The sequence below is a fragment of the Limnohabitans sp. 2KL-1 genome (assembly GCF_003063435.1).
Lineage (GTDB): Bacteria > Pseudomonadota > Gammaproteobacteria > Burkholderiales > Burkholderiaceae_C > Limnohabitans_A.
This window is the reverse complement of sequence record NZ_NESL01000023.1, coordinates 1-1,941: the sequence shown is the minus strand read 5'-3', so window position 1 is coordinate 1,941 and position 1,941 is coordinate 1. Positions and strand designations below refer to the sequence as shown.

The window sequence follows — 1,941 nt, the reverse complement described above, 5'->3', positions numbered from 1 at the left end:
GATCTGGTGTTTCAGGCGGCAGCCAACGCCAGTGGCAACAATTACGCCAACTTCAAGTTCAAGGTGATGGACAGCCGTGTGGGCAACAACGAAGACCTGGTGCCCAACACCCTGACCTTCAACGTCGCACCCGTCAACGATGCACCCATCCTCGCTGACACATCCCTCAACCTGTCGGCCGTGATTCAGGGCTCGGCTGTGCCCGCAGGGGCGGTGGGGGTGCTGGTGAGCACCCTGGTGGGCGGCGTGACCGACATCGATGCTGGCGCGGTCAAAGGCATTGCCATCACCGGCTTCAACAGCGCCAAAGGTCAGCTGTACTTCAGCACCAACGGTGGCACCAACTGGACAGAGATCACCAGCGCGAGCGAAGCCAGCGCACGACTGCTCAAAGCCGACACAGACAACCGTGTTTACTTCAAGGCCGCAGCCGGCACACAAGGCACGGTGGCCGATGCGCTGACCTTCCGCGCTTGGGATAGCACCACCGGCACCGACGGCTTGACGGGCAACACCACCACCAATGGCGGTACCACAGCTTTTTCAACCACGACCGACACGGTCAGCGACTACGTGGTGGCCCCGGTCACCATCAACGTGGTGTCCGCTGACGACCTCGTCAACCCCAAAGAAACCTTGCTGATCAGCGGCAAGGCCGACCCCAACGCGGTGGTCACGCTGAACATCAACAGCCAGAACATCAACGTCACGGCCAACGCCACGGGCGACTGGTCTTATGACGGCAGCAAAGTGCGCTACGTCATGGTGCGCAAAACTTTGCAGAACTTGGCTGAAACAGATCCCAACTTTGCCGCCAATGGTGTCATGACGATCGGTGACGTGACGGTGATGTCTGGGGGCACCAATGTGGCGATCACCGCCACGCAGACCACGTCTAACCGCGCCTCATTCCAGTACACGGGCGGAGCCTATTACGACAAGAGCATCCACGATGGGTCTGTGGCAGAGAATTCATTTGCAGAAGCCTATGGCTTCGCCGTGCCCGGCGGCGCGGGCGGGGATGTTTGGGTTCAGCTGGATTTGGGCGATTGGTATTCCGTGGACAGCATCGATGTGCGTGCGCGCAACAACCTGGGCACACGCGCAAACGGGACCAAGGTGTACGTTTCAACCGATGACATGAGCGCCTTGTCCACGGTACAGCTGAATGCGGCAGTGAACGTGGGGGCACCCTCCACGGTCTCTGGCATGACCAATGTGGGGTCCACCACCTATCAAATCGTGGAAACAGTTGCCACCTATGCCAATTCATTGCTGGCAGGCCCCAACACCATCACCGCCTCGGAGTTGGTGCAGGGCGTGAGCAGCCAGGCCACACGCGTGGTCACACTCGACAACCTCGCGCCCGTGACCACCGTCACCAGTGCCGCTCTGAGTTCAGACACCGGCACCTCCAACACCGACTTCATCACCAGCGTGGCCGCGCAAACCATCACCGGCAACCTGAGCGCCAACCTGGCCACGGGTGAACAAGTCATGGTCTCGCTGGACAACGGCCTGACCTGGACCGTCGCCACGGCCACCGTGGGCACCAGCACCTGGAGTTTGCCCGGCGTGACGCTGCTGGGCACCGACACCTTGCAAGCCAAAGTGGTGGACACCGCAGGCAACGGCAGCACGCCTTACACCAAGGTGTATGCGCTGGTGACGGTGTCGGACCTGACGGTAGGCATCACCCAGATTGACGACAACGCAGGCACACCCTCAACCGTGTTGTCAGGCGGCACCACCAACGACACCACACCCCAACTGCTGGGTACCTTGGGCGGGGCCACGCAAGGCGCGGCCTTGGGCACCAACGAAGTCGTCAACGTGTACCGCACGCCCAACCTGGCCGTGGCCACGGTGGTGCAGGCCGGCACACTGGCTGGCGATCAAATTTTGAGCGGCAATGCGCTGACTTACTACAACAACGGCAAT

General features: G+C 61.2%; 1 protein-coding gene. It reads left to right on the top strand.

Annotated elements, in window-relative coordinates:
* A partial coding sequence (locus tag B9Z47_RS18620; protein WP_158271713.1) for an Ig-like domain-containing protein occupies positions 1 to 1,941 on the top strand: 1,941 nt, incomplete at both ends.